Below are 2,120 nucleotides of genomic sequence, written 5' to 3'. Positions count from 1 at the left end.
GCGCTTCAACAGCCGCAATCCTTCAAAACAGAAGCTTCACCCGCAAACCGTCCCACCATCTGCCGCGTCAGCGGCTTCGTTCAATCCCTAATGATTCAACAGGAACCAGCGAAAATACTCGGAATCACTGCGCCGTCCGAGATCGATCCCCAGCTCTTCTGAATAGAGAAGACTACTTTCGAGTAACTGGGTATCGACAGCTCCCTTCACGCCCCCTGGTGCCCCAGGGGGCGCTCTGCGTTCGGCCAACTTGGCCAGCCCCGTTGGGTTGGTTCCGCGGCAAAGCCTCAGGATGCGTGACCGGCTCGTTTCCTACGCTCCAGAAATGCAACGCGTTGGCAGATCTCCGTTTCGTAACGCGCCAGTTTCTCGCTGATCCCCGTGGGATAACGGTGCGCGATCTCCAAAGAGCGCACGCTTTCCGGTAATTGGGCAACGAGTCTTTTGGTTCGCTCTCTTGCTGCCTGAAGCGTCCCAGCAGAGAGGAGGCGACGCCCGTGAGCCATGACCGGCTTCAGAAGCGGCTGTCCGGAAAGGGTCTCCCCGTGGAGAGCGATCGTATCCCCCACCGCCCGCCCATCTTGAAATCGGCGGAAGACCTGCTTCGCCCCCGGCAAGCTCCGCTTGCCTGGCGAGAGCTTCATCCGCCCAAGGCCGTCATACTCGGTAAGCTTGTAGGCAATGTCCAACGCCGGCGCATCCGTCGACACCAGCAAATCGGTACCCACGCCGAACATGTTGATCGGCGCACTCTCCCGCACAAGCCTTTCAACCTTCCATTCATTGAGCCCTCCGCTTGCCACGATCTGCACGTCGGTCAGCCCGGCGTTATCGAGCAGGCGCCGCGCCGCGCGGGACAACTCGAGGAGGTCACCTGAATCGAGGCGCACCGCGCGCACGCTGAAGGCCGGCCCCATCTCTCTGGCCAAGGCAACGACAGCCTCGACACCTGTAAGAGTATCATAGGTATCGACCAGCAACGTTGTGTTCGGGAATAGGCGTGAGAAAACCCGGAAGGATTCCATCTCGCTCGGGAATGCCTGAATGAAACTGTGGGCCACCGTCCCGGCAACCGGAATGCCGTATCTCCTGCCCGCTTCAGTATTGGAAGAAGCGGAGAAGCCTGCAAGATACGCTGCCCGCGCACCTTTTATGGCCGCGTCGTAACCATGGGCGCGCCGCGCGCCGAAATCAACGACCGGTCGACCTTGCGCGGCTCTGACGATGCGCTCCGCCTTCGAAGCAATCAGGGTCTGGTGTCCGACTTGGTTGAGGACAAGCGTTTCGAGCAATTGTGCCTCGGCGATGGGCGCGGTGATTTCCAGTATCGGCTCGTTTTCGAAAACCGGCGTGCCTTCGGGCACCGCGCGAATACCTCCGGTGAAGCGAAACGCTCTCAACCTTTCCAGGAAATCGGGCCTGAACGAACCGAGCGAGGCGAGGTATGCGGTGTCCTCTTCGCCAAACCTGAAATTCTCGATGTCTCGCAGCAATTCGTCGAGACCGCAGGCGACGAGAAAATTGCGTTCGGGCGGCAGCTTTCTCACAAAAAGACTGAAGACCGCGGTCTTCGTCATGCCGAGCATGTCATATGCTTCGAGCATGGTGAATTCATAGAGATCGGCGAAAAGCGCAGACGTCGTCACATGATCGCCATGGATAGAAGCGCGCCAAGCATGACTGCCGCTATCGTGACCAGCGCTGCGATGGCTAAGACGTGTATGTGAGACTTCATGTCATCCATCTCGTGTCCCCTGGTCTTGCCAGAAATACCAGGAGCTGGGGAGAGTGGCCCGTTTCGGGGCTTCAACGCCAGGTCCATCGCCAACTGGGTTCACCGCCTTAACGGCGGTTTGGCTGCTCTAACTCGCATCCCGCCTCGACCCAGCGAAGACCGCATTCAAGCCTGTACTCGGCATCGATGCATTGATGCGAATCAAGCATGGGCATCTACAGCGTTTGACCGGCATCAATGTCGCTGCTCCCGAGCCAGAGTAAGCTGATTATCAAGGAATATTTGAGAGGCCGCCATATGGCGCACAAACAGGTTTTCTTCCGTTCCGCTGCGCGCGAAAAGATCCTCCTCGGAGCGACGCAGCTGGCCGACGCGGTGCGCGTCA

General features: G+C 58.9%; 1 protein-coding gene. It reads right to left on the bottom strand.

All coding sequences use genetic code 11. From position 1 onward, the window contains the following. Positions 1-287: 287 nt before the first annotated feature. Entirely contained in the window at positions 288-1,646 is a 1,359-nt protein-coding gene (locus tag GM910_RS26825) for a nicotinate phosphoribosyltransferase (RefSeq protein WP_159593945.1), read from the bottom strand. Positions 1,647-2,120 lie beyond the last annotated feature (474 nt).

Source organism: Chelativorans xinjiangensis, assembly GCF_009812055.1.
Lineage (GTDB): Bacteria > Pseudomonadota > Alphaproteobacteria > Rhizobiales > Rhizobiaceae > Chelativorans > Chelativorans xinjiangense.
Note: the sequence above shows the minus strand (reverse complement) of the source record. Positions and strands in the feature narration are given on the sequence as shown.